Origin of the sequence: Bacillus smithii (genome assembly GCF_001050115.1) — a bacterium.
Taxonomy (GTDB): Bacteria; Bacillota; Bacilli; order Bacillales; family DSM-4216; genus Bacillus_O; species Bacillus_O smithii.
In genome coordinates this window covers 3115073-3141103 of sequence record NZ_CP012024.1, presented here as the reverse complement: position 1 = coordinate 3141103, position 26031 = coordinate 3115073, and the positions used below count along the sequence as shown (strand labels likewise).

General features: G+C 40.7%; 22 protein-coding genes and 1 pseudogene. 15 read left to right on the top strand and 8 right to left on the bottom strand.

The annotated features are described in order from the left end of the window. Positions 1–280: 280 nt before the first annotated feature. The 6 genes from BSM4216_RS17295 (at position 281) to BSM4216_RS14700 (ending at position 4563) form a co-directional block, all read left to right on the top strand. A complete protein-coding gene (locus BSM4216_RS17295) occupies positions 281–1144 on the top strand; it encodes an HD domain-containing protein (protein ID WP_048624196.1) in 864 nt (287 codons plus the stop codon). Positions 1145–1306: 162 nt separating this feature from the next. Next, positions 1307–1876 (top strand): hypothetical protein, encoded by a 570-nt coding sequence (locus BSM4216_RS14720; protein ID WP_048624195.1) that lies wholly within the window; start codon positions 1307–1309, stop codon positions 1874–1876. Next, entirely contained in the window at positions 1869–2330 is a 462-nt protein-coding gene (locus tag BSM4216_RS14715; protein ID WP_048624194.1) for a protein-export chaperone SecB, read from the top strand. The genes BSM4216_RS14720 and BSM4216_RS14715 overlap by 8 nt, the downstream gene beginning before the upstream one ends. A gap of 1 nt (position 2331) precedes the next feature. Continuing rightward, on the top strand, positions 2332–3072 hold the full coding sequence (locus BSM4216_RS14710) for a hypothetical protein (protein ID WP_048624193.1): 741 nt from the start codon (positions 2332–2334) through the stop codon (positions 3070–3072). Positions 3073–3205: 133 nt separating this feature from the next. After that, complete coding sequence (locus BSM4216_RS14705) at positions 3206–3850, top strand: Bax inhibitor-1/YccA family protein (protein ID WP_048624192.1); 645 nt, start codon at positions 3206–3208, stop codon at positions 3848–3850. 155 nt (positions 3851–4005) lie between these two features. Then, the gene (locus tag BSM4216_RS14700) at positions 4006–4563 is read left to right on the top strand and encodes a hypothetical protein (RefSeq protein WP_048624191.1); all 558 of its coding nucleotides are present in this window, start codon (positions 4006–4008) and stop codon (positions 4561–4563) included. A 257-nt stretch (positions 4564–4820) separates the two neighbouring features. Here BSM4216_RS14700 and BSM4216_RS14695 read toward each other — a convergent pair whose 3' ends face one another. Continuing rightward, positions 4821–6017 (bottom strand): hypothetical protein, encoded by a 1197-nt coding sequence (locus BSM4216_RS14695; protein ID WP_156179268.1) that lies wholly within the window; start codon positions 6015–6017, stop codon positions 4821–4823. An 87-nt stretch (positions 6018–6104) separates the two neighbouring features. On the opposite strand from BSM4216_RS14695, the gene BSM4216_RS14690 reads away from it, so the two are divergent. The 4 genes and pseudogenes from BSM4216_RS14690 to BSM4216_RS14675 form a co-directional block, all read left to right on the top strand. Then, positions 6105–6791: a glycosyltransferase family 2 protein gene (locus tag BSM4216_RS14690; RefSeq protein WP_003353000.1), complete on the top strand. Its 687-nt coding sequence runs from the start codon at positions 6105–6107 to the stop codon at positions 6789–6791. A 15-nt stretch (positions 6792–6806) separates the two neighbouring features. Then, the gene (locus tag BSM4216_RS14685; RefSeq protein WP_048624189.1) at positions 6807–7190 is read left to right on the top strand and encodes a DUF2304 domain-containing protein; all 384 of its coding nucleotides are present in this window, start codon (positions 6807–6809) and stop codon (positions 7188–7190) included. Beyond that, the gene (locus tag BSM4216_RS14680; RefSeq protein WP_048624188.1) at positions 7177–7545 is read left to right on the top strand and encodes an EamA family transporter; all 369 of its coding nucleotides are present in this window, start codon (positions 7177–7179) and stop codon (positions 7543–7545) included. The genes BSM4216_RS14685 and BSM4216_RS14680 overlap by 14 nt, the downstream gene beginning before the upstream one ends. Positions 7546–7658: 113 nt before the next feature. Next, positions 7659–7914: pseudogene (locus BSM4216_RS14675) on the top strand (Bax inhibitor-1 family protein); the annotation flags it as partial. 160 nt (positions 7915–8074) lie between these two features. Here the strand turns inward: BSM4216_RS14675 and BSM4216_RS14665 are convergent. The 5 genes from BSM4216_RS14665 to murJ all read right to left on the bottom strand — a co-directional run bounded on the left by BSM4216_RS14665 (position 8075) and on the right by murJ (position 15409). Continuing rightward, positions 8075–8593 carry a PTS sugar transporter subunit IIA gene (locus BSM4216_RS14665; RefSeq protein ID WP_048624186.1) on the bottom strand — a complete coding sequence of 173 codons (519 nt, stop codon included), beginning with the start codon at positions 8591–8593 and terminating at the stop codon, positions 8075–8077. A gap of 115 nt (positions 8594–8708) precedes the next feature. Beyond that, a complete protein-coding gene (locus BSM4216_RS14660; protein WP_048624185.1) occupies positions 8709–9497 on the bottom strand; it encodes a MurR/RpiR family transcriptional regulator in 789 nt (262 codons plus the stop codon). 110 nt (positions 9498–9607) lie between these two features. After that, positions 9608–10942, bottom strand: a complete 1335-nt coding sequence (locus BSM4216_RS14655) for a 6-phospho-alpha-glucosidase (protein WP_048624184.1) — start codon at positions 10940–10942, stop codon at positions 9608–9610. A gap of 226 nt (positions 10943–11168) precedes the next feature. Beyond that, positions 11169–12764 carry an alpha-glucoside-specific PTS transporter subunit IIBC gene (locus tag BSM4216_RS14650; protein ID WP_048624183.1) on the bottom strand — a complete coding sequence of 532 codons (1596 nt, stop codon included), beginning with the start codon at positions 12762–12764 and terminating at the stop codon, positions 11169–11171. Positions 12765–13891: 1127 nt separating this feature from the next. Next, on the bottom strand, positions 13892–15409 hold the full coding sequence (murJ, locus tag BSM4216_RS14645; RefSeq protein ID WP_048624182.1) for a murein biosynthesis integral membrane protein MurJ: 1518 nt from the start codon (positions 15407–15409) through the stop codon (positions 13892–13894). A 565-nt stretch (positions 15410–15974) separates the two neighbouring features. Between murJ and BSM4216_RS14640 the strand changes: the two genes are divergently transcribed. The 5 genes from BSM4216_RS14640 (at position 15975) to BSM4216_RS14620 (ending at position 22625) form a co-directional block, all read left to right on the top strand. Beyond that, complete coding sequence (locus tag BSM4216_RS14640; RefSeq protein WP_003352990.1) at positions 15975–17258, top strand: nucleotide sugar dehydrogenase; 1284 nt, start codon at positions 15975–15977, stop codon at positions 17256–17258. A 16-nt stretch (positions 17259–17274) separates the two neighbouring features. Then, positions 17275–17991, top strand: a complete 717-nt coding sequence (locus BSM4216_RS14635; RefSeq protein WP_048624553.1) for a WecB/TagA/CpsF family glycosyltransferase — start codon at positions 17275–17277, stop codon at positions 17989–17991. A 58-nt stretch (positions 17992–18049) separates the two neighbouring features. After that, positions 18050–19147, top strand: coding sequence for a glycosyltransferase family 4 protein (locus BSM4216_RS14630; RefSeq protein ID WP_048624181.1), 1098 nt, complete (start codon positions 18050–18052; stop codon positions 19145–19147). 370 nt (positions 19148–19517) lie between these two features. Further along, positions 19518–20975 carry an O-antigen ligase family protein gene (locus BSM4216_RS14625; RefSeq protein ID WP_048624180.1) on the top strand — a complete coding sequence of 486 codons (1458 nt, stop codon included), beginning with the start codon at positions 19518–19520 and terminating at the stop codon, positions 20973–20975. A gap of 483 nt (positions 20976–21458) precedes the next feature. After that, positions 21459–22625 (top strand): glycosyltransferase family 4 protein, encoded by a 1167-nt coding sequence (locus tag BSM4216_RS14620; RefSeq protein ID WP_048624179.1) that lies wholly within the window; start codon positions 21459–21461, stop codon positions 22623–22625. Between the two features lie 567 nt (positions 22626–23192). Here BSM4216_RS14620 and BSM4216_RS14610 read toward each other — a convergent pair. Both BSM4216_RS14610 and BSM4216_RS14605 read right to left on the bottom strand, forming a co-directional pair. Then, positions 23193–24554 carry a glycoside hydrolase family 3 protein gene (locus BSM4216_RS14610; RefSeq protein ID WP_048624177.1) on the bottom strand — a complete coding sequence of 454 codons (1362 nt, stop codon included), beginning with the start codon at positions 24552–24554 and terminating at the stop codon, positions 23193–23195. Continuing rightward, on the bottom strand, positions 24554–25960 hold the full coding sequence (locus BSM4216_RS14605) for a zinc ribbon domain-containing protein (RefSeq protein ID WP_048624176.1): 1407 nt from the start codon (positions 25958–25960) through the stop codon (positions 24554–24556). Before BSM4216_RS14605 ends, BSM4216_RS14610 begins: the two co-directional genes overlap by 1 nt. Between the last annotated feature and the right edge of the window lie 71 nt (positions 25961–26031).

The following is a 26031-nucleotide window of genomic DNA, read 5'->3' as shown; positions in this document are numbered from 1 at the left end:
TTTCTATAATTTCAATCTAAGCTATAGGCATCACTTTTCAAACCACAACCTTCTATTATAAAATTATTAAAAATATTTCCATTAAAAAGAAAATTTTCCTTGATTATAATAGTATGAAAGAAAATATCGGAAATTCATCATGCAAAATACTGACATTCGGGAACAGTGACTCCTATATTTTCCCGCAAAAATCACAAGGACTGTGCCGTTTTTACTCCTTTATTGCTGTATTCCTGTTGCGTTTTTCATAAATGGTGATAAAAACTGGGAGGAATGTATTGTGAGCATCATTGAAAAGGCGATTATTTTTGCAGCAAAAGCGCATGAAGGACAGACTAGGAAATCGACAGACATTCCGTATATTACGCATCCATTTGCCGTTGGGATGCTTTTGCAAAAGGCGAAGTGCAGTGATGAGGTCATCGCTGCAGGCATCCTTCATGACACCCTTGAAGACACTTCTGTCACTTATGAGGAATTGACAGAACATTTTGGAGAACGGATTGCCATTCTTGTGCGTGCGGCCTCGGAACCGGATAAAAGCTTGCCTTGGAATGAGCGAAAACAGCACACCATTGATTCGTTGAAACAGGCAAGTTTAGAAGAAATTCAAGTGATCACGGCGGATAAATTACATAACTTAAGAACGATCCGGGCTGATCTTGAAGTGATTGGAGAAAAAATTTGGGAGCGTTTCAACCGTGGAAAACGCGATCAACACTGGTATTATTCCAGCATTGTGAAAGAATTAGCACCCCGGAAAAAAGAATGGAAGCTGATTCGCGAGTTGGAGAAAGAAGTGAAAGAGATTTTCGGTTCGCTAAATATCCTCACGAATGATGAAATTTCTCTTCTCTTTTCCTGCACGTACTACATCGGCGAGCACGAGAGACGAATGCTGGAGAAATACGGATTAACCGATATGGCAGAGGAATTGTCGAAAGAAGCGATGCGCATTTATAGAGAAGAATATGATTCGGTCACAGCCAAACTAGACGACCTTTCTTCAGGAGGGATAGAGTTCCAGTCCAATTCAGACGGCCCATTTCTGCTCGCATCATTCTGTGTCGCTTTACAAAATAAAATGAAATGGACGGATCAAGAGCTGTTTAAGCATGTAAAAAGAAACAAGACAAAGCTTTAAGAACAGTTGTCAAAAGAATTGGGTTTGTTTTCGATTTAGTCTTAATTTATAGTGACCCCAATTAGGCATTTGTCGAAAATTTTTTACGATATTTTTAGTATCGTTTTGGCCGTATATTCTATATAATAAAGTTAAACAGCACGTTCGGAAGGAGGAAGGACTATGAACATCAATGTTTGGGAGTTCATGGGAATTCAAAGGACGGATCAAACTGAATCTGATCGATTGTTGACTTTCATTATGAATAGTATGATCAGCAGCTTATTTCATTGTATGAAATGGTCACCTGCTAATTTTGTTTCGTTTCCCCAAATGGTAAAATACGGAATTGAACTTGACGATGAAAATTCGTATTTTTGGGACTGGATGAATGAGTACGGTATAGGCTATGTAAAAAACATTGGGAAAACGACGTTGCCGGATACAGAGGAAATATTAAACTTTTTAACATATAGACAGATGCTTTTAGAGATGGACATTGAAAATGAAATCCATTCTAATCTGTTATTGTCTATTTCTGAATTACTTACAGCACTAAATGAATTTATAACGGGTTGTATGGAATCGTCTGCTACTGATTTAGTAGATGTTTTTGAAGAAACCGTTTTTTTTAATAATAGGCTGAAATCTGATTCGGATCATATAGAATGGGAATTTATATTAAGCTCTGCTGTAAATCAGCAGGGCTTTTGTTATAATTATACAAAAAAAGGAGTGGATATTATTGGATAATCAACAGGCTTACGAGTTGTATACATTGGCTAAAACAAAAATTCAGTTAATAGAAGCAAGTCTTGAATCTGTACATATAGACAAGATGAAACCGTTTCAAAAGGGGAAATATGTAAATGAAATTGTTTTAGGAAAGCGCTTAGAACCAATTAGTGAAAAAGAAGTTAACACTTTTTTAAAAACCGTCGTGAATAGTAGGGAAGAGGGTAGTGATGATATAGTATTAAAAATCGAAATTGTATACAAAGGACGTTTTAAGGCTAATACTTCTGCTTCAACAGAAAAATTAGAATACTGGACAGATATACAAACGGTTCCACAGTTATTGCCATATACTCGTAGTTTAATAACTTCTTTAACTTCTCATATGCTAATCGCACCAATTGTGTTACCAACGATGGATATCTTGGAATCAATGAAACTGAATCATGAAAATCAATCGGTCGGTGAGTAAATTGAATGCTTTGATGCGAATACAATTCTGCCATTCAGATTATCCATACCCTAATCTTGAACCAACGGCAAAAAAGATTGCCGAATTTTTATTTACTTATAGAAGTCAATTTAGGCCTTTTTGTGAGTTTATGAGGATCAGCAGTACATGGACGCTTGATAATTATAAAACAAAACTCCAAAGATGGTCTCAAGCCATAGCTCCTAATCGCAAAAAAGCAGCTCCAGATACTTTACAATTGATTAATTTAACTCATGAATTCTTTTCAGTGTGCCAAAATGAAGAAGATCGAAAAAAAATGCGCGGGCTAGTTCCGGAAAAGTTATTTGAAAAAGTCTTTAGTTTAAGGCACAGTGGTAAAAAAGGTGTTTTTGGATATGGGGTAATGGTAGTGGTTGATGGCAAACCGGTAAAATATATTCCGTCGTTTTCTTATAAAAAAGAAGATGACAGCGATGTTTATCGGCAAACGGTCGATGCTGGATTTTGGGATGGAGAAGTGGGAGAGTTTGCAGAGGTTAAATTCAGCCCAGAAGCCTTCCATACGAAAGACATTAAATATTTACAGTTACTAGCAAATGAGTTAAATACTGCAGGTCTCAATTATTCGATATTGTTGGTATCTTTTGATAATAAAGAATTAATACGCTTTAAGTTACAGCGTCTAGGTTTATGGAAAAAGGAGGATTCATTTTATTTAATTGGACGAGATGAGTTATTCCAATGGGGGATGAATTCTTAAAAGATGACTATAATGGAAAATAAAAAGACCTTTTCCTTCTAAATAAAGTGTAGATAGTAGAGATTCATCTTTTATACAAAGAATGGAAATAATATAGGAACAAAAGTATAATATAAGAAAGGAGGGATGTTTGATGATAGATGTTGTTCAAGTAAACCGAAGATCGATGTTTCAAAAAGTTCTTTTGACGTTTGTGATTTCTTTATTATTCGCAACGGTCGGTATGTATGCAGGGAAATTTGTTCCTCCGGTATTGATGTTTCCGTTAGCCGTAGCGGAATTTGTCATGATTTTCGCAGCGTTTTTGTTAAGAAGAAGCAAAAGCGTCGGCTATACGTTTGTTTATGTTTTTACCTTCCTTTCCGGAATCACCACTTATCCGATCGTGAGTCATTATATTTCTACAGCTGGTGCGCAAGTGGTTTTGATGGCTTTTGGTTCGACATTCGGGATATTTGCCGTCATGGGCTTGATCGGTGCCGTCACTAAAAAAGATTTATCGTTCTTGAGCACCATTTTATTGGTCGCCTTATTAGCGTTAGTGTTCATTAGCATTTTTAATATTTTTAGCCCGTTAACTTCCAGTGGAATGCTCGCATACTCGGTCATCGGGTCCATCGTTTTCTCTCTTTATATACTTTTTGATTTCAACCAAATGAAACACCATCACATTACGGAAGAAATGGTTCCGTTATTAACTTTATCTCTGTATTTGGATTTCATTAACTTATTTATCAATATTCTTCAAATCCTCGGTATTTGGCAAAGCAAAGATTAGGCGGCTGTTGCGGCCTGCAGTATGTCAAAAGCTCTACAGAGAAATCTCTGTGGGGCTTTTCCTTTATTCGCGTTCGCTGATATGACGCAAGGTTCAAAAGGAAGTATGGTCATATTAAAGAGATCCTGAAATTCCTTATAAGGAAGGGTGCGGAAATGAGAAAAGATCGTTTTTTCTCCCATCAGCTGGTTCAATCGTATCTTGAAGATTTTAGCAAAAGGCTGCATGATATGCCTCAAGATGTAAAACAACCTTTTATTCAAAAGCTTCGTTCTGATTTATATGAAAAGGCATTGGAAAAAGAAAAGAAAGGGGTTAGCCCGGAAGAAATTCCTCAAAGTGTGTTAATGGAATTTTTGTCTCCGAATGAATTGGCGGCTGATCTTTTAAAAGAGTATGATAGGGAAGATTTGAATCATCATGTCATAAAGCTCAGCTACTCTACCGTGCTAGGCATAGGTTCTTTTGGGGCTCTTTCGGTGCCCATTTTGTTAGGGTTCGTCAATGTATCTGCCATTTTGCCTTTTGTGATCGGATTTATTATAGGGAATATCTATCTCCTATTCGGAAAGTTCACGTGGAATAGAACCCTTCTCTCTCATTTTCAAAAAACGATGAGATTCATCCCTTGGATGTTTGTGCTGCCTTTTGTTCTCTTTGCGGTCCGCACCATGATCGTCCGACAATCGATCTGTTTTCTTTCTATTATTTAGTGGGGTATCTTGTCGTGTCTATTTTATATATTCGTTTTCTTAAAATGTTGCCCAAACATCAAGAAACCAACACGGATTTATCGCGATGATATGCCCGTGAACCAATCACATTGCGGGCATCTAATGGACTTCACAAATTTAGATTATTCGAAAACTTATGATGTTTAGAAACCGGATCGTATACACCTGGCCGCTCTGGTGTCCCTTCATCACAACACGGATGAAGGTTGAGGGCCAGGTGTTGATCGGCATTTTCATTATTTCCCGCGGAATAACTGTCTTGGCAAAAGAGAAGAGAGAAAGTAGCCGCCAAAGAGCAGATAGACCGGAATAATCGGAACGCGGTAGCGTTGTCCACCGACGAGTAGACCGAGGGAAGTCAAAACGGCAAATCCCAGTATAAATAAGATCAGAAATAAAATTTCCAGCCGCATTTTCTTTTCTTTCCATAAACTCCAGACGATTCCGGCTATGCTGATGAAGAGAGTCATCCAATCGAGGGCGTCAATCCCTTGGAAGAACAGACCGGTTTTCAGCACAAGCCGTTTGATCGTTTCGCCGGGGTAAGAGAGCATGTAATGAACGGCTTTTTCTTTTAACAACTCGCTTTTTTCTGATAAGCTCAATCGGCTGTATGAAAAATACTCAGGCTCTACAAATTGGTCGACGATGGTCGTTGCAAAGAACGCCACTTTCGTATGAGGATTATTGGCGATATATAGATTTTGCCCGCTATAGTTTTCCAAAAGCACAAATTTCCCGTGAAGAGACCAGTTGTGAAGCCCATTGGCGGCTAAACAAACAACGGGAATCAAAAAGGCGAGAATCGTCGCGGCTCGCAATTTTTTTGTCCGCCAATATAGGAGCCATAACAGGCCGAGCAGCAAAAACACATACATAAGATGAGGCCGGAATAATAAGCTAGCCGACAAAAGCGCTACGGACGTTATCAGCCATTTTGTTTTCTTTTCGTCGCGAATAAAGCGCAAGATGCTGTATAGGATTAAGAGAATAAACGTAATAAAAAGCGTTTCTGTCAGCAAATATTGCGGACCGTTCAACAACAAGACAGGATGAACAGCATACAGAAGCCCGGCCGCCATGCCCGATTTGAAACGGTGAAACAATTGTTCTCCCAAAAAGGCAAGAAGGACGCCGTTGAATCCGTAAACGACATACTGAAAAAGAATAAAAAGTTTAGCGCTGTGGAAAAACGCAAACGGCACTAAAAAAATGGAGAACAGCGGGGGCACAATAATGTCCTCTTTGCGGACGGTGTTGATCATCCCGTTTCCCTTGACGAAATTTTCGGCTATATTAAAATAAAGCTGACCATCCGGAGTAATGCGAAAGAATTGTTTTCCGGTTTGATATAAATAAAAAAGTAGTATTGCTTCCGTAAGAAGAAACAAGAATACATAACCGATTATGTTTCGTTTATGAATCGTTGGCATATGGAGATCCTTTCTATTGTCATTTTTCATTTGCATTATATCATGAAAATTCTGCTTTGAATTTACAGAGCCGGAGGATTTTGTCTTATGGAAAAAATCTTGATAATCATCCCTGCCTACAACGAAGAGGACACGATACACCATACTGTAAACCGGCTTCGAAACTCCTGCAGCTATGATTTTATTGTCGTGAATGATGGGTCCACCGATCGGACGGAAGAAATTTTAAACGAACATCAAATTCCCCATATCAGTCTGGCGGCGAATCTTGGAATCGGCGGAGCGATGCAAACCGGCTATATTTATGCGTACAGGAACGGATACGATTATGCGATCCAATTGGATGCCGACGGCCAACATGATCCGAAAGACTTGGAAAAATTAGTGCAGGCCATCACCGGCTCCGATTACGATATGGTCATCGGGTCTCGATTTGTGGAAAAAACCGGGTATAAAGGCAGTTGGATCAGGAGATTGGGCATTTATTATTTTTATTATATGTTAAAATGGATTGCTCACATTAAAGTAACCGATCCGACATCGGGCTACCGCATTGTCAACCGCAAAGTAATGAAAGAGTTTGTCCGCCACTATCCGGTTGACTATCCGGAAGTGGAAGTATTGGTGAAATTGGCGCACCAGCATTTCAAAATAAAAGAGATTAAAGTGGAAATGAATGAACGGCAAGGCGGACAATCTTCCATTACACCGTTTCGATCCATTTACTATATGTTAAAAGTCACGTTTTTTTCTTTAATTCGATCGGTTTTTTAAAGGAGCGTTATGTTTATGGGGTTTGTGCAAATCATTTCGATTGTCATGGCCGTGTTGTTTTTCGTGCAAGTCGTGTGGCTAACTTCCAAAAATAAACTGCAGGATCAGCAGGCGTTCCTTTGGCTGGTTTTGTCTGTTGCGGCGATCTTGATTGCATGTTTGCTTCCGGTTTTAAATCGATTGGCACGGGCCGTTGGCATTTCGTATATGCCGTCTTTTATTTTTGTGGCGGCTTTTTTCGTCGTGCTGACTTTGCTGATGTATCATACGATTGTTTTATCCAAACAGCAGGCAAAGTTGACCAAAGTCATTCAAGAACTGGCCTATGTAGAAAAAGAACTGGAAGATCTGAAACATTCGCTCAGAGCGGAAAAGGAGGAACGCCATGACGCCGATTAATTTTGTGCTGATATTGGTCAACACTCTCATATTGGTGAGCGGACAATTTTTATGGAAATACGGGATGATGAAAAGCGGCCAAAGTTTTTCCTCTCTTTTGGGGATTTTGAAGCTGCTGCTATCGCCGTATATATTGACCGGTTTGATTTTGTACGGGGCTGCTACGGTGTTGTGGCTGTTTATTTTATCGAAAGTTCCGTTAAGCGTGGCGTACCCGATCCAATCGCTTGCCTACGTGTTTGCATTGTTTGGGGCCTATTTCTTCTTCGGAGAAACGCTGACGAGTTGGAAAATAGCAGGCGTGCTGCTCATTGTGGCAGGCGTAGCCATGATTAGCGTTCATAGCGGAAGATAACGATTTATATGTCTAAAGAAAAAGACGAGGGAGCAGCTCCTCGTCTTTTGTCTTTTGGATGAATCTTAATAGAGTTCTGAAAAGCAAGTGAGTTTTTGGGCACCATTATATTTGTCGCCTTATTAGCGTTTGTGTTCATTAGCATTTTTTAATATTTTTAGTCCGTTAACTTCCGGTGGAATGCTCGTAAGTTCGGTCATCGGGTCCATCGTTTTCTCTCTTTATATACTTTTTGATGTCAACCAAATGAAACACCGTCACATTACGGAAGAAATGGTTCCGGCATTAACATTATCTCTGTATTTGGATTTCATTAACTTATTTATCGATATTCTTCAATTCCTCGGTATTTGGGGAAGAGACGATTAAGACCGGTCAAGAAACTTGTCAAAGCCCAGCAGAGATTTCTCCGCCGGGCTTTTCTTTGTTGTACTAAACATTTTGATATTCGCCATTGGTCCATTCTGCCATGCGTTTATTTGGTTTTCGTTGTGATAGCCGTATGGGTAAGTCGCCATATTGTATCGTATTAAAGAGATTCTTTTTCCCACATTTTCACATGACATGTCAGCAAAATTTCTCCTTTTGTTACGACGTGATGAGCGGCGTATTCCAAACTTTCCACTTTTTCAAGTATGTTTGTAATGATCACAGGAGTTACTATTTCTTTATTCTTTCTTTCTAAATACTCCAAATCCACCTTTAATAAAGGCTCTCCGGTTTTTACGATTTGTCCATTTTGAACGAATACTTCAAATCCTTCTCCATTTAATTCTACTGTATCTAAGCCAATATGTATAAGGATTTCCAATCCTTTATCTGAGAGGAGACCTATGGCGTGTTTTGTAGGGAAGATTTTCACGATTTTCCCATTGGTTGGAGAAACCACTTTTCCGCTACTTGGGATAATGGCTAAACCGTCACCCATCATTTTTTGAGCAAACACAGGGTCAGGGACGTGCTCTAATGGTATCACTTCTCCGCTTAGTGGAGAATATAATTCTTCAATCACTTTTTTGGCTCTTTTACGAAATACATTTTTTAACATGTCTCAACCCATCTTTCGTGAATAGTTTGAGTAAGATAGAATAACATAACATGAAAAGGGGAGATTACCGTATTCCAAAAAGTCTTAGAAGAATGCCTTTGAGTTTGAGTGCTTTTCAATGAATGGATCCTTGTTCATCGTTTTGATCACTTTCTTTTTGTTTTATAAAATCTACATAATGGTGAAAAAGCATTTCACCAACAATAAAGAAAGAAGAAAACGTATTCAGTTTTGTTCCATCCTTTAGTTCATTGCATGAACTATAGGCATATAAATTGTATGGAGTCATTCTTGCCAATCGATTGTTTTTTAAATTCGTGACGGAAATAAACGGGATTCCTTTTGCGACTAACGATTGAACGGCTGGAAAAATGGATGGAGTGTCACCAGAAAACGAAATGATGATGATCAAATCGTTCAATGTTAAATCTTTGATGATCATTTCAAACTCAGTTTGTGCTTGGATCACATGGAAATATTTCTGCACGGGAAGAAACATTCGTTGTAAATCGAAAGCACAATTTAATTGAGCGGTTCCTGTTCCGTAAACAAATATTTTTTCAGTATGATAGATCAAACGGCATATTTCGGAAAAATCTGTATTCTTCACATATTTTAATGTTTCAAGAATATCGTTTCTTAAAATTTCCACTCCACTTTTGTGGATATTCGGATCTTTTTGGTCTTGCCATTTCAAAAATACTCGAAACTCGCTATACCCGCTAAAGCCTAGTTTTTGTGCTAATCGTAAAATGGATGAGCGAGAAACATTACATTTCTCTGCTAAACTATTGATTCCTAATTCATAGCAGGAGCTTTTGTTGTTTAAAATATATTTTAAAATATGAAGGTCATTATCATGGAGTTGGTTATAATGCTTATTGATCAACTCTTCAATTTTCATTTTTTAATCCCTCCTCTTGAAATAGTTTACCAAAAATTTCAAAAAAGAGGGGTGAAACAAAAAGTACAAATGGATGTCTGTACTTTTTGTTTCGTTTATTTGATCTCATGTTACACTGTGACTTCTTCTTTATGCAGTTCAGGCCAATACTCTTTATTCGCTTCCATTAATTCATCCAATATTTCCTTCGCCACCTTAGCGCTAGGAACAGTTTTGGATAAAGTTAAGGCCTGCCATAATTTTTGATAAGATTTTGTGATCCACGCTTCCACTACTAATTTTTCAACAGAGACTTGTTGTTCCATTAATCCTTTTTGAAATTGTGGTATTTCGCCGATGGACAGCGGTTCAGGACCGTTGCTGCCTACGATACAAGGAATTTCAACCATGGCGGTTGGATCGAAATTGGAAATAGCTCCTTTGTTTTCAACAATTAATAACATTCTTTCATGTGTGTTATAAGCAATGGCACGGGCTAAATCCACAATATAGGAGGCATGTTCATCCACATGAAGGGCGCATCCTTCAGTTGATTGATTTTCAATGACTTTTTGGCACTCTGAAAATACGAATTTTTCACGGCCATCCATCACTTCATTGGCTCTTGTATAATTCGGATTAGAATGTTCTACTACGTAATCTGGATATAGATAATATTTTAAGTATGTGTTTGGCAAAGTGTCCGGATCCACAGCGAAAACATCACGCGCTTTTAAGAACGTATCATTCCAGCTGGTCTCCGCATCATCATTTTTTACAACATATCCGTATTTTGCGACATGTTCTTTTAACTTAGGCATTAAATCATATCCATCTTTATCGCGAATATCCGTCCACCATCCAAAATGGTTTAAACCATAATATCGAACGGTCATTTCTTTACGAGAAGATAACCCCAAAATTTGTGCCATTCGATTTTCGATACCTACAGGCATATCGCATATATTTAACACTTTTGAGTTGGGACGTAAACGTCGGGTGGCTTCTGCTACAATGGCTGCCGGGTTGGAGTAATTGAGCATCCATGCATTGGGAGAATATTTTTCCATATAATCAATTAACTCTAACACTCCGCCGATTGAACGCATGCCATATGCAATTCCACCTGGTCCGCATGTTTCTTGCCCTACCACTCCATATTTCAATGGAATTTTTTCATCTAATTCCCTCATGGCATATTTTCCTACTCGAATATGAGCCATGACAAAATCGACATCTGTAAATGCTTCTTTAGGATCTGTAGTAGCAATAAATTGAATATCTGGGGCCTTTTCTCTTAAAATAACTTCGCAGGCTCCGGCTATGATATCTTGTCGTTCTTTATCATTGTCATAAAATTTTAATTTACGGATCGGAAATTGGTCTAAATGATCTAATAGCATTAATACAATCCCAGCTGTAAAAGTGCTTCCTCCACCAGCAATAACAATAGAAAATTTTTTCATTTTTCTTCCTCCTTCTCGTAGTGAACGCTTACATTCTTCTTATATCAAATAAAAAATTGCCAAACAATACCAATCGATCATTCTGTCCCTTATCACACTTTTTGTTCTTTTTCACATGAGGTAAACATTTTCTCAAACAGATAATTTTTAATATTTTGTATTTTTGAATTTCTGTTGAGCCGAAAAGGATACGCCCCTTTAAGAAACCATCGTTTTGTAATGGAGATCATCCAGTTTTGCTGCTTTCTTCAGCTAATATTTTTTCAAATTGTTCTCGTACTTGAGGAACGGATAAACCCACAATGACTTGAATGGCTTTTCCGTTACGAACGATACCATGTGCTCCAGCGGATTTGAATACACTATCCGTTGTGATTTTTGATTCGTCTTTCACACTTACGCGAAGACGTGTGGCACAATTTGTAACCTCCACAATATTTTCCGGGCCGCCTAGTGCTTCTAAATATTGGGCTGCTTGGGCTGCATATTCGTTGGCTACTAGATCACCGCTTTGCTTTTTCGCCTTGTAATCAGCTTTTGTATACAATCTAGTTTCTGTTACATCATCTTTTTCGCGTCCTGGAGTCGGAATATTAAATTTCAGAATTAGATATCGGAAAACAAAGAAATAAATAGCTGTAAAAGCTAAACCAATTCCCCATTGTGTTAAATACGTTGTACTATGATACTTAAATAATGGAATCCAGTTTGAACTAGCTATCTCAAGCAGTCCTCCCCCCATATTTCCGACAACACCAAATGCATACATAGTGGCGGACATAGTAGCCGCAAGCACAGCATGTACGGCAAATAACCAAGGAGCAATAAATAAAAATGTAAACTCGATGGGCTCAGTAATGCCTGCAATAATGGAAGTTAAAGTGGCAGATAGTAAAAGTCCGAAAATTTGTTTTCTTTTTTCGGGTTTTGCAGTCACATACATAGCGGCTGCGATACCTGGTATACCAAAGATTTTAGACATGCCATGTAGAGAGAATCCTCCTTGTGGGAACATCTCTTTCAGCGAGTGGGCAGATGTTGCGTAATCTTGCAGATGCTCGATCCAATGTTTGGCGATTCCTCCTTCCGTAACGGCAGGGCCATAAATAAAAGGACCGTAAATAAAATGATGCAAACCGGTTGGGATCAGAATGCGCTCTAAGAAGGTATATAACCACACCCCAAATACTCCGGAACTTGATAAAAATCCTTGTAAAGAGGCAACGCCATGTTGAACCATGGGCCAAGCATAGCAAGTAATTAAAGAAACGGGAAGCATGAGAAAAAAGGCAACAATGACAACAAAAGAGGATCCTTGGAAAATCCCGAGAAAGTCAGGCAATTTCGTATCAAAAAAACGATTATGCAGGAAAACCACGATAGAAGAAATAGCGATTGCCCCAATGATGTTTGTATCTAGGGTTTTAATCCCGGCAATCATTGTCAAACCGTTGAAGCCATTGATTTCTTGGTGAAAATCCACCCCAAACTGATCTCCCCAAATAGTTAAGATTGCGCTAATAAAATAGTTAAAGGTTAAATAGGTAACAAGAGCTTCCATACATGCTCGTGCATGCGCTTTTTTGGCTAAACCAATTGGGATTCCTATGACAAATAATAACGGCATTTGCCGAAAAACGGTCCAACCTCCTTCTTCCACGACAGTCCAGATTTTAGACCACATGCTATGCGGATCGGCGATGGATCCCATGATGTCGGGATTTTTAAACAATGTCGCCAACCCTACAAGTATTCCGGCAAATGGAAAAAGCAGCACCGGAACAAACATAGCCCCGCCAAAACGCTGGATTTTTTGCATCATACCCATTCACTCCTTTTTCCTATTTTCATAATCTAAAAAGAGCAAAAACAAGGATGGCCACCATTCGAAGATGCATCTTATAACAAACGAAAGCGCTTTCTTTATTTTTATAACACATGCTTTTTTTCGTTCACAATATTGGGACAGAAAACTGTTCGTAATCACTTTCATTGTTCGTTTTCTCAAAATGAGGGAAATTTCTCAATCGACTTAATCGATCACTATATGGATGGAAGTTTGGCTTTATTCTTGCAGACAAGCAAATGATTTCTTCTTCGGAGAAACGTTGACAAGTTGGAAAATAGCAGGCGTGCTGCTCATTGTGGCAGGCGTAGCCATGATTAGCGTTCATAGCGGAAGATAACCATTTATATGTCTAAAGAAAAAGACGAGGGAGCAGCTCCTTCGTCTTTTTGTCTTTGTGCGCCCGGCATGTACATGAACTATAGGGTGTAAGTCCCGAACCCCGAAGACAGAAGTAGAGGTTAGCCAAGAGCAAGGGTGTCCGTGGTGACGCGGAATCTGAAGGAAGCTGGAGGCAAAACACCGGTCCGAGGAACACGAACCTCATATAAGGCTAGGTATGATTGAGTGAGTTTGCATAACAAAACAAAGCTCTTTCTGTCGAAGGTCATATCGAGTAAATGAGGCGGATAGATGGTGTGAAAGTGCATGTACTTACCCGGGGAGGTCTGGCGGATATGTGAAGTACTCTTCATAACCTACTTAGTGATAAGTAGCTGAACCGTCAGAAGTCAGCAGAGGTCATAGTATTAGTTGGTCTAGAACAACTAAGAAGGACCGAACAATTAAGAGAGAATAGCCCTTGGTATTCAGTGAGTCATGATGAACACAGAAAACGTAGTACCTCACTTGAGGGAGGAAGCGGTGAATCCCGTGGGAGACCTCTTGGAGGGTGGAGTGACCACTGGCATAAAGAGAACAGCTATTCACGGAAGTTATAAAGACTTGCGTCAATTATCTTAATTGAACCGCCGTATACGGAACCGTACGTACGGTGGTGTGAGAGGACGGGAGTTAATCGCTCCCTCCTACTCGATTGGATGAATCTTAATAGAGTTCTGAAAAGCAACGGATCACACCGCTTATGCTTGTCCCGTTTCCGTTTAAACGGCACGTTTTTTTCTTTTTAAGAAATTCAGCATTTGGTAGAAACCTTCCCGATAAAACAGATACAGCCCTGCGACGTAAAAGACGACTCCGAGCGGCACCAAAATCAGGATCTGCCATAAAGGATAAAGATGATAAAGCGGCAGCGTTTCCTTTATGGCGATCAGTACGACCGACATCACAATAGTCGGCGGTAAAGCTTTTACGATCAATCGAAATAGCCGCACTTTTTGGGACGGATGAAAATCCTTATAAATCACAATGGCCGTGACGATCAAGTAATAGAAGGAAACGATGGAACTGGATAAAGCAAGCCCTTTATATCCTAATGGTTTGATTAAAATCCAGTCCAACAGTGCGTTCAGCAGGATCGTCGTAACGGTCACTCTGAAAATGATTTTTGTTTTCCCCAAGGCGTACATGGCTTTAGAAACGATATATTGCATGCCTTGCGTAACAATAATGGGCAGAAAGCAAACAAGCGCCATATAAGTGTAGTGCGTGTCCATCGCTGTAAATTTTCCTCTTTGGAATAAAAAAGCGATTGCTTCTTGTCCGACTAAATAAATTCCTGCCGTAATGGGCAATAGGGTAACCAGAGAAATTTGCATTCCTGTATAAAAAATATCTTGAAACTTTTCCGGATCATCCAATTGTTCGGATAAAAGCGTAAAGATAATCGCCGCAATCGAAGTGGCGTAAATATTATGCGGGACGGATGTCATAAGCGATGCGTAATTTAAATAAGTAGCCGCCCCCGGAATGCTAGAAGCAAACGCCTTATCGACAAACAGATTGGTTTGGCTGACAACCGAGTTTAACAGCGAAGGGATCAAAAGCACCAGAAACGTTTTCCGAAATGTCGCATCTACATGAAGAGTAGGCTGCCAACGGAATCCCGTTCGATACAGATAGCTGAATTGGATGACCACGCCGATGAAAGTTCCGATGATAAACCCGTAAGCTAAACTGTTAATTCCCCAATAGCTGGAAAACACCAGAGCGAAAAGCGCACTGGTCAACGGCTGGACAAGCTTAGCGAATTGTGAAGGGACGAACACCCGATGCGCCTGTAAATAGGAATCTAAAATTCCGCTTAATGCCACTAAACTCATAAATAAAAAGAAAAATTGAGTGATAGCCACAGCGACTTTTTCTGTCTGTGGTGCCATGTGGCCATAAATGAACGGCACGATGTCAGGAACAAAGAAATAGCCGATCACTGTAATCACGAGGAAAAGCAGAACCGTAAAATTCATGACGCCATTCGCATTTCGTTCCGTTTGTTTAGCGTTCATTTTGGAATGGCTGACGTACAGCGGCAAAAAAACATTGTTAAAACCGCCGGAAATCATGTCCATTGCCAGGCTGATAAAAGAGAAAGCAAGAATATAACCGTCCGTCAGATGACTGACTCCAAATTCCCGCGCAATAATGCTTTCTCTCAGGAATCCCGACAGTTTAACAATGAAAGCTAAAATAGTCAGCCAAATGGCTGTTTTTTTCAAGGACATAACGAGACACCTCTTCAAAAATAAAATGCAACAGCCTTCCGAAACGGCAGCCGTTCTATAAGTAACGACTGTTGGAAGAGTTCATATGTTCATGTGTCATATAATGGGAACAGCGCAATCGATGTCCAATAAATGATGGAATGTCGGTCCTGCCCTCTTTTCGATCCAATCAATCCACCTAGAAAAGCCGCCTCGCAGTAAACACGATCTCGTGTTTTTGCAACGCGGCGGGGAACGGTTGATTTTGGTTATGATGGAGAACAGTCTTCATCCTTTATGACGAGGAAAATTTTCCTGCAAGGTGGATGGAACCCCAACAATTCACAAGGTATACAAATTTTAAATTCTATAAATGATTTATAATGATAGAGTTAAATAATGGATAATTTGGAATCCACTCAAGATGGTTTATATTTTACCATTGGCCTTATGAACATTCAATGTAAATAGTGCAAAGTATCAGTGAATTTGCTATACTATTTGAGTTGAGTACTATGCTTATTAATTTTGCGATTAAAAACAAATTTTTTGTTTTTCAATATCATCATAAAGAGAGGTCTTTCACATGCAAAAAATATGCGTAATGGGATTAGGATACATCGGACTTCCTACTTCTGCAGTTTTTGCGCAGGCAGGCTTTGATGTCGTAGGTGTAGACGTAAACGAAAAAGTGGTGGAAACGTTAAATAGCGGCGGGATCCATATAGAAGAAAACGGGTTGGAAGATGTCGTCAAAGAAGTGGTGAAAAAAGGAAAATTGCGCGCATCTACACAACCGGAAGAAGCGGATGTGTTTATCATTTCCGTCCCGACTCCTATTCATCAAGATGAAACCGCGGATGTAAGTTATGTGATCAGTGCGACGAAGATGATCCTCCCTTATTTGCGCAAAGGCAATATCGTCATTGTGGAATCGACCATTCCGCCAAGAACGATGGATGATATTGTCGCTCCTTTGATCGAACAGGCAGGATTGGATCCAAGAAAAGACGTGTATGTTGCCCACTGTCCGGAACGGGTGCTTCCTGGCCGAATTTTAATCGAGTTGGTGGAAAATACTCGTATTGTCGGGGGGCTGACGCCGGAAGCAGCGAAAAAAGCGGCAGATGTATATCGGAAAGTCGTGACAAAAGGCGAAGTCATTGAAACCGAAGCGTTGACGGCGGAAATGTCGAAGCTGATGGAAAATACGTTCCGTGATGTCAATATCGCCCTTGCCAATGAGTTGGCCAAAATCTCCAACCGACTTGGAGTGGATGCTCATAAAGTAATTGAACTGGCCAATAAGCACCCACGTGTCAACTTGCATCATCCCGGTCCGGGCGTAGGCGGCCATTGCTTGGCAGTAGACCCTTATTTTATCGTCGAAAAGGCGCCGGAAGAAGCGAATTTAATCAAGTTGTCTCGAGATATCAATAACTCCATGCCTGATTTTGTCGTAGAACAAGTAGAGAAATTGACGGCGGAATTGGCGAAACCGACGATTGCTCTTTGTGGACTGACTTACAAAGGCAACATTGACGATATCCGCGAAAGTCCGGCTCTTGAAGTAGTAGAAAAATTGATGCAAAATCCGCGCTATGAAATCCGGATTCACGATCCGCACGTTCAACCGGATCAAGTGCCATTTACGCTGTTGCCGTTTGAAGAAGCGATTCAAGATGCTCATCTTGTTGTGATTTTAGCGGATCACAATGAATTCAAACAGCTGGATCCTGCCGTATTGAAACAACGTATGAAAACGCCGGTAGTGTTTGATACGAAAAATTGCACGAATCTAAAAGACGCTGAGGGGATCACCCTTCATCGAATCGGCGATTTGACCAAATTAAAAGCAATTCAGGAATAAAGCAGGGATGTCAAAAATGGAAAAGGAACAATATTTAGGCGTCTCCGTTTCATCATTGACTTATGAGGAAATCATTGCCGACATTAAAAAGCGGATTGCCGCTGGGAAAAAATCGACCGTCATTGCTGTCAATCCGGAAAAAGTGATGGCGGCGAACCGCGACCCGCTTGTAAAAGAATTAATCAATGAATCCACTTACCAAATACCCGACGGAGTTGGCATGATTATTGCTTCCAAGTTAAAAGGCGGAAAAATTCGCGAACGGGTGACAGGTGTCGATATGATGGGGCGGCTTCTTCGTTTTGCCGCAGAGGAAGGGCACGGTGTATTTTTGTACGGTGCCAAAGAGGAAGTCGTCTCAAAAGCAAAAGAAAATTTGGAACGGCAAATTCCCGGTCTGATCATTTCCGGCTATGAAAACGGCTATGTTCAAGACCAATCAGCTCTTATTCAAAAAATCAACGATTCCAAAGCTGTCCTTTTGTTCGTCGCTTTAGGAAGCCCGAAACAGGAATTGTGGATAAGAGAACATATGAATGAGCTGAAGCATGTGAAAGTGTTTCAAGGAGTGGGCGGAAGCTTTGATGTCTATTCCGGGATGGTCAAACGGGCCCCGGCCTTTTTCCGAAAAGCAGGCTTGGAATGGTTGTATCGGTTAATAAAAGAACCAAAGCGGATAAAGCGTCAAATGGCGTTGCCGAAATTTGTCCTGAAAGTATTGGCCAGTCGTTGAAGAGGAAGATGGCTGGCCTTTTAAAAAGCAGAAAGCGCCACTTGGAGGGGAAGTTCGGATGAAAGTACTCCATGTTATCAGCGGAGGAGAAACCGGGGGATCGCGCAAGCATGTGATTACCCTTCTAAAACAATTTGCAAAGAATGAAGTCGTCTTGGCCGTATTCCAAGAAGGAGCTTTGTCGAAAGAAGCCCGGGAAAACGGCATTCATGTCGAAGTGTTTCAGCAAACTTCCCGCTATGACCTTTCTGTTTTAAAAAAACTGGCCCGATATATTCGGCAAGAACGGTTTGATTTGCTACACACTCATGGCCCTCGCGCCAATCTATTCGGTCTTTATTTAAAGAAAAAAACCAAAATTTGCTGGGTGACGACGATTCATAGCGATCCATCCCTCGATTTTATGAAAGCAGGAGTGAAAGGAAAAATTTTCACGGCGCTGCATCTTTATGCCGTGAAAAAGATGGATCATTACTTTGCGGTGTCTGAGCGGTTTAAGAAAAATTTAATGGCCGCCGGCATTCGTGGAGATCACATTACCACTATTTACAATGGCATTCATTTTACAGAAGAAAAAGCAGTTCCGGTGCCCAGAGCCGAACTTGGGGCGGACAAGGATGACATCTTGTTTGTCATGGTGGCGCGTCTGCATCCGATTAAAGGTCATGAAATCGTATTGGAAGCTCTTCAAAAGTTGGGGAATTCACAGGTAAAAGTGCTCTTTGTCGGCGACGGTCCGATTCGAAGCGAGTTGGAACAAGCCGTCGAACGGCGCGGCCTTTCCGAACAAGTCCGCTTTCTCGGCTTTCGAAAAGATGTTGAAGAAATTTATGCGGCGTCGGATGCGGCTTTATTGGCTTCCTATAGCGAAAGTTTTCCGTTGGCGCTGCTGGAAGCGGCCAATCAACATTTGCCCGTCATCACCACCGATGTAGGGGGAGTAAATGAATTAATTACGAACGGAAAAACCGGTTGGATTGTGCCGACTGGTGATGCCGATCTTTACAGGCAAGCAATGGAGGAAGCGATTTTCCGCAAGCAAAGAGGGGAGTTGGCGAAGATGGGGGATGACCTTTACCAACATGCCTCTCGACATTTTTCCTTGACGAATTTGTATGAAATGATTCGAAATACATATGAACGTTTGCTGTCTTAACAGTCGAAAGTTGCATGCTGATAGGGCATATGGTGTGAGGGTCTGATCCCTCCATGCTTTTTGAACCGATCAGGGGATAAACGATGTTGTTGTTATCCTGTTTTAGCATGGTGGATCCGGCCCTTTCCAGTTGAAGAAGCGCTCCTTTTAGATCCAAAAGTCTAGCAGGAAAGAATGATCGTAAAAGGGATTCCCGTTTTCTGTAACGGAGCGTAAATCATCATTCATTCCAGTCGCTTGTGTCGTTGACGACCATCTTAGGAATCATTTATAATCGGAAAAGTAGTGTTTGCGAAAAATTGCGTTTTTCCTTAATATTTCGACAAACATTGCGTGTCGAAAAAATAGAGTAAAAGGAAGGTTCAAATAGATGGCTGGTTTTCGAGAGAAGTATCAATACATCCTTGTTATGGTTTTATTTGTTTTGGTGGCACTCTTTTTTCCAAACAGTATGATCGGTTTGGCCGTTTCGCTCATAGTAGCTGCGCTGGCGTTTATTCGGCCGAAAGACGGTCTGTTGTTTTTGCTCATCTACTTTCCAACAAGGGCGTTTTTAATAGAGATAAATCCCTCTTTGAAAATAGCCGGTGATTTAATCGCCATTGCTGCCTTTTTAAGAGCGGTTTGGGATCAACGAAACGATTGGAAAAAGATGTTCCAATTTTCGCTGTTTGAATGGGGATTCTTTTTGTTCATTCTTATAGGTTGTGTGTCCGCGCTTATCACGGGGGTTTCCGTAGGGGCTATTATTTTTCAAGTTCGGGCTTTTGTGATTACATACTTGATTTTCTATACAGTGAAGCGGCTGTCGATTGAAAAAGAAGATATTCACCGCTTTTTATGGATTACTTTTACTATGTCTATGATTCTCTCCGTTCAAGGAATTGTCGAAAAAGTATCATTGCGGACTTTGTTGATGCCGGAAACATGGGTGGAGCGTTATATTTCTCCGACGAACCGGCAGCGCATTTACGGGTTGATTAACAATCCAAATGTTTTGGCTGTTTACTTAACGCTCGCCTTTATTTGCACGCTATATTTATCAACCCTTGTTTCCAAAAGAACGAAGCTGTTTCTCCTCATTGGTTCAGTTGTGATGATGGGTGTTTGGATTTTGACGTATTCAAGAGGAACGGCTATTGGCCTTGCCGTCGGCTTGATCACCTATTTGGCTTTGTCGAGAAATTGGAAAACCGTTGTGAAAGCTTTGCTGATCATCGTGCTGAGTGTAATAGTGATCAGTATTCCGGTGACAAAAGCGACGGAATTCGTCCAGAATATGAACGTGTTGAAAGAAAAGCCGATTGCGGCGCCTGATCAGCAAGGAGATGAATCACACGCGGAAAAACGGCTGAAAGAGACGTTTGAAGGCAGTACGATCGAGCAAAGTAAAAATACCGGCCGCTTGTTCATTGTCAAAAAGGGTCTGCAAATATTTAAAGACCATCCTGTTATTGGTTCCGGATTTTCGACATTTGGCGATTCAGCGTCAAAATCGTATTCATCGCCGATTTATAAACATTATGGGATCAACTTGAATATTTATTCGGATAATCAATATATTCAAGTAATTGCCGAAACAGGGGTGCTTGGGGTTGTTGGCTTTGCCGTTTTCCTGCTGGGAATGCTGGCTTTTCTCTGGAAAAACAGACATACGGTTTCCCCGTACGACGATGCGCTTATTTCGATATTAATTGCCGTTTATGTTTGCGGACTGCTTTATAATATTTGGGAAGACAAAACGTTCACCGCCTATTTCTATATGATCCTTGGAGGAGTGGCTTCTATGGCGGCAGAAACGTTTGGGCGCCCCTTAAGATTTAGATGAGAAACGCATCAGCAACAATTTTTGTAAAAAAAGGAGAGTATATGGCTGGCAGCCTGCTCTCCTTTTTTGTTTATATCCGTTCTTGGTTTTGGCGGAATTCGATCTGTTCCTTCGTTTTCTTCCGGTGCAGAGGGACAACTTTTCTCTTTTTCCGTATCGCTTGCGATACTATTTTCTGCTAAACTCTTATATGTAAGGTGGATAAGCGAATGGCCGGCGCTTTTTGAGTATTCGGTTTTTCTTTCAGACGTGCACTCGTTTGTTTATATCCGCCTACAAGAGAGAAAGGTGATATAGGGGTAACGTGGATAAAGAAAGTGCTGCTCCTAATGATGTATCACGTAGACACGATGAATGACCTTTTTGTGCAAGCAAGAAGAAGGAAAAAGCATGAAAGCACAGTCATAAAGGGTCACCCGTGCGATAGCTGAGAAACGATGGAATGAAAGATTCATTTTATTGATAAATAAGAGGAGGCAAATCATGAAAATTTTACTCGCCACGGCTTATGATTATCCTCATGCGGGAGGGTTGTCCACTCATGTGACGACATTGAAAGCGGGACTTGAGGAGCTCGGCCATCAAGTGGATATCCTTTCTTTTTCGGACGTGCCTGCATGGAAGCGGAAAGCGCTGGCACAAGGACCAAGCTTCATATTAAATAAGTTCAAAAAAGGAAAAGGCATTGTATGGTCGCACAAGATGAGGAGAAAGTTTCTTTATGGGTTGATCGAAGCCAACAAACAGAAAGGATATGACCTCATCAATGCCCAAGATCCTTTCACTGTATTAGCCGCATTGGCGACCGGAATCCCGACAGTGGCTACTGTTCACGGTTATATGACGTTTGAGTCCATCAGTAAAGGATCGTTGCTGGAAAACAGCGCGGAAGAAGAATACATGAAAGATATTGAAGTACAAGCCTATCGAGGTGCGAGAAAGGTCATCACGGTTGATCAGCGCTTGAAGGAGTATGTGAAAGAAGTTTCCGGGATCGATGCCACGGCGGTGCGGAATTTCATCGATATCCATCAATTTAAGCCGAATAAAGAGAAAAAACAAGAATATAGAAAGAAATATGGTTTGTCGGCGGATGACCGTGTTTTATTTGTGCCTCGCCGGTTGACCAGAAAAAATGGAGTGATCTACCCGGCTCTGGCGCTTCCAGAAGTATTGAAAGAATTTCCTCAAACCAAGCTGATTTATGCCGGCAGCGGAGAAGCGTTGGATGAATTGAAAGAGATTGTGGAAGAAAACCGTCTCAACGATCATGTTGTCTTTTTGGGAGCCATTCCGCACGATCAAATTAAGGAGTTTTATGCCCTTTCTGATGTCGTATTAGTTCCTAGCGTCCACTCTGCAGGGGTAGAAGAGGCTACTTCCATTTCTGCTTTAGAGGCGATGGGATCCGGCTCTCCTCTTATCGCCAGCGCGGTTGGCGGTTTAAAAGAAATTGTCAACCACCAAGAAGACGGCTTGCTCGTGGAGGAGAAAAACATCAAAGAACTAGTCGAGTCTATTGTTTACTTATTCCAACATCCTGAAAAAGGAGAGGAATTCGCAGCCAAAGCCCGTCAAAAAATCGAGTCGGAATACTCCCATATCTCCGCAGCGAAAAAATATGAATCGGTGTATTTAAAAGCCCTTTAAGATTGGATGATATGGAAATAACAAAGCGGTCCCTGTCAACGCGGGGACCGCTTGCAACATCAAGACCGATAACCCGATTAAGAGTTTTCGGGCCGATCAATTTTAACTTCCAAAACCCGCAGCAATTAAAAAAATCTTTCTTATCCTTTCAAACGAAAGACTGCGACCATCCTTTGAGATTAACATTTCTTAATGATCCGGTTTAAGATAAAAAGTTTCTTTGTTATTCCTGTTCCAGCTAATGGTCACCTCGATTGGTTCATTGTCCTTTACTGTACAACCATTGCAGCTGGAGGGGATTTGAATGGTGGTCCCCTTATGCTCCTCATCGTTCAAAGAAGGTTCCTCGTCGTTAACGATAATTTTAAGATTCTTAAAAATCGTCGTATCATCTCCGTTTTTATAATGGAAAATATATTTTCCGTTTTCACTATGGCTATCTATGGTCGCCGAGTATTGATCTTCCCAGTGATCGCTATTTCCGGAAAACTTCATATAATTATTATGGCTACAACCAATAAGGAATGACACCATTAAAAGGATAATGGTTCTCCTTTTTGTTCTTGGCTATTGTTGTTTTGTTTTTTCTTCAGACAATCCGTGATTTTGTTTGTATTGTTGAATGATAAGGGCATGTTGTTGGCTGCCGACTATTTGATCTGCTTTATTCGCATCCACTATTGGTTGGTCAACGGTGGAAAGCTTAAATAGCAGTATTCGCTTGACGGCCTCGTCAATTCGTGATGGCTTCACTTCTCCCTTGTGAACCGCCTCTATAATCCCGTTATACACTTCCAATTGGTGCTCATACTCATGACAGACAAGGAGAAGATCTGCTCCGGCATTTAAGGCATCTTTTCCTAAGTCTTTGTATGAGTAGTATTTATTGACTGCGCCCATTTCTAAATCATCGGTGACGACGATTCCTTTGTATCCAAGCTTGTTTCTCAACAGCTTTTGAATAATAATCGACGATAAGCTTGCCGGTTTTTTTGCGTCGTAGGCAGGATATTTTAAGTGTGTCACCATAACAAAGAAGTTTTGCGGATCCGTTTCCTGGATGATCCTTTTAAATGGGTAAATATCCGAGTTTTCCAAGTCGAGTTGATTGGCTTTAACGCTTGACGTATCAATATGCGGATCGATTGAACTGCGCCCGTTTCCCGGAAAGTGTTTTAAGACGCCGGTAATATGGGAATCGTTTAATCCTTTTAACACCATTGTTCCTTTTTCATAAACGTCTTCGGGCTGGCTGCCAAGCGAGCGGCTATCTTTCGCCGACAAATCCAAAACGGGAGCGAAATTGATTGAAATACCCATAGACGCTAATTCTTCGCCATTGAGTTTAGCGATCGAATAAACTTCTTGTGGTGAAGCGTATTTTCCTAATTCCTGTTGGGAAGGAATAGGCGATACTTGATTTCTCATGCGCAGAATATCCCCGCCTTCTTGGTCCACTCCAATCATTAATGGAATGGAAAAAGGATTGGATTTAAGAGCAGACTGCTGCAACGAATTGGACAATTCCGCTGTTTGTTTTGCCGATTTCATGTTTCGATCATAATAGATAACACCGCCGATATATTTGTGTTCAATCAGATCGGCAATTTTCTTGTTTGGAACAGGGTTTTTAAACCCTACCATCAGCAGTTGTCCCACTTTTTGTTCTAATGTCATGGCTTTGACCAGCTGTTCGACCTTTTCGTTCGGGTCTTGAATTTTATCGATTTTTTTCTTGGCCTCCATTTGGGCATTCGCTGTTTTCAGCCGCTCTTGTTCTTGATCAACTCGCTTTTCTTTGTTGTTTTGTTCGTTTGTTTCAGAGGCCAGTTTAGCCGGGTTGGGAACAGATTGAAAATGCCAAACAGCCAGTGCACATGCAGCTGCGATGACGAGGCAAAGAATATAAAGAGTCTTTTTCTTTTGCATTATTCTATAACCTCTGAGTTTATTTTTTTAATGGCAGGAGAGTCTAACTTCCATTGATCTCCTTCTTTCACCATGCCCCATGTTCCCTCCCACTCTTGTTTCAGTGTACCTGTTTCTTTGGAATCGTATGAAGTAAGGTGGAAGGAGACGGTTGCCCGATTGTTGTCCAAATAGACGACTGAAAAAGAATCAACATCGTTTTGATAATTGTCCTTTATTCCGTTTACCCAATCATCATAGTTTCTTTTTTGTTTCTGTCTAGCGGAAAACAAATCAAAGGCTTTTTCATATTCGTGGCTGGAAATACACGCATAATGGGACATTAAAACGTCTTCCAGCTCATTAGCAGTATTTGTACTATCCGTAAAGCTATCCATATCGTCTCCATCTTCAGCGAGAGGAAGATTGTCGAAATGGAGATCTACTTCTTGATCAGGTTCATGAATGGCCACTTCATTGCTTTTGAACGTTCCGGCAGGCAATTTTAATTTTGCGGAAATTTTCGTTGAACCATCCGTTTCCACGGGGCCGAACTCATCTATATCTCCCACTCGCTTGCCGGTGCTTTTTCCGTTCACATAAACAACAGCATCATCATAGTCAGAATATATCGTGACGTGATCCCCTGTCAGATCCAGATCAGCGTATAAATTATGATCGGTTGCATCCGTTTTCGGATCGAGTTCTTTTTTGTCGGAAACATTGGCGTATTTTCCCTCATAAAAAGCTTTGACCGTATGTTCCGAAGGCAGGAAGGGGCCGAAAGTTCGTTCTTTATCTTTTTCGATGTAACTCATTTTTTTGTTGTCAATGTATAAAAGAGAATGATTTCGGTTAACCGTTACTTTAATAAAAAACGGATGAGGAACAATTTTGTATTGGTCAATCAGATTCCATTTTTTATCTGATTTTTCGATGCTGACAAATGGTTCGTCTTCTGGTTTCACAACTTCGACCCCGTTTTCCAAAAGACGAGCATCATTCCTCAGTTTTTTGATCATGCTCGTATACTCGTCCGGATTTTTCTTTAAATACTGAATGAATTGTTTGGCTCCCTCTTCGTCAACTTTCATTTCTGTTTGGCCTGAATTGAACAGGTTGGCAAGTTCTTTGGCATTTCCCTGTTCGACTGTTTTATTGAAATGTTCCACTAATTTGGACGGTTTATGGTTCGATTCCGCTATTTTGTAAGCAAAAAAAGCGGCTGCCAATACAATCACAGATATGGACAAAATGATTTTGCTTTTCTTAGAAATTCCTTTTCCTGAAAATGATTTCAATCTACGGCTCGGGCTTGGTGTTTCCGGCCCGACAGGCTCAGAGTTTTCTACTGCGGCGCCACAATGAGTGCAGAATCCTTGCCCTTGCTTTAATTTTTGGCCGCATTGCTTGCAATAAATTTCCAAATAAGCCCCCTCCTTTTTAAAATAAACCATGACAATCGGACTATTAATATATTACTTGAACAAGATAAAGT